Genomic DNA, 1120 nt, shown 5'->3' with positions numbered 1-1120 from the left:
CTGTCCGGCAGGCATCAGCTAACCCAAGGTGGCCGTGATGGCGCGGCCGGTCGATCGGGACGACGCCGGTTTGAAGGATCAGTTCATCAGATCATCGGACCGGAAACCGTATCCGGTCCGATGATCTAACCCTTTGTGTTTGCATCGGCTCTCCCGAAAACCGCAATCCACTTTTCGGGCCGATGCTTTAAAACACCTGCTGCGGGTTCATCGCTGGATCAACCAGCAGCACGCAGCCTTGATCAGGCAAACGGACCGAGATGGCGGATCAGCGGCCCGCCTGCCGTTCGCCGGCCGGAAAGCGCGCCAGGATCGAAACGACCTCTTCATCGGAGACTTGCCCGAACTCCCCGTAAAAACTGCTGATGGCGACGAAGGGCTCCGGACTGTCGAGACAAACGAGGTCATCGACCTCGGGGCGCAGCTCCGCGACGACCTCCGCAGGGGCGACGGGGACGGCCAGAACGAGCCTTCCAGGCCTGCGCTGGCGTATGGCCCTCAGCGCGGCCCTCATTGTTGCTCCGGTCGCAATGCCGTCGTCGACGACGATCACGCTCCGGCCGGTGAGCAGCGCACGGGCGCGCGCGCCGAGATAGCGAGCCCTCCTGCGGTCGATCTCGGCGAGTTCGCGAGCGTAGATGCGCTGGAACTCGTCCTCCCCGATGGCCGCACGCCTGATGATCGCCTCGTTGCGCACCATGATCGGCTCCCCGCCATCCACTACGGCACCAACGGCGAGTTCCGGCTGCCAGGGAAGGCCGATCTTGCGAACGAGAACGAGGTCGAGCGGCGCGGCCAGGGCCTGCGCGATCTCGGCTGCGACCGGCACGCCCCCGCGCGGCAGCGCCAGCACGACAGGATGCTGCCCGCGATAATGCAGGAGCGGCGAAGCGAGCCTGCGCCCGGCATCCGTTCGGCTCGAGAAGCGCATCGGATCTCACCCTTCAATCGAACGCGTCACGCACCATTCGGTCTGGGAGGCCAATCCGTATGTCATCGTCGGTGCGCCCGGCTGCCTTCTCGCCCGAGGCACAGAAGCCCGCACCCCATGCCGGTGCATCGCGCCACACCGGACATTGGCCGCAACAGCCACCGACCGGGAGATGCCTCACCTGAAGAC

At 65.6% G+C, this 1120-nt stretch carries 1 protein-coding gene; it reads right to left on the bottom strand.

Annotated features, from left to right (window positions below; all coding sequences use genetic code 11):
* Positions 1-268 precede the first annotated feature (268 nt).
* Complete coding sequence (locus tag AC1DRP_RS36615; protein ID WP_441504633.1) at positions 269-931, bottom strand: phosphoribosyltransferase; 663 nt, start codon at positions 929-931, stop codon at positions 269-271.
* Between the last annotated feature and the right edge of the window lie 189 nt (positions 932-1120).

This window comes from Allobosea sp. 01N443 (assembly GCF_056399325.1).
The sequence above is the reverse complement of the archived record's forward strand: the minus strand, read 5'-3'. Positions and strand labels throughout refer to the sequence as shown.

Excerpts from the sequence above, each read along its gene's own strand:
- AC1DRP_RS36615 (WP_441504633.1), bottom strand. The coding sequence starts at position 931 with ATGCGCTTCTCGAGCCGAACGGATGCCGGGCGCAGGCTCGCTTCGCCG.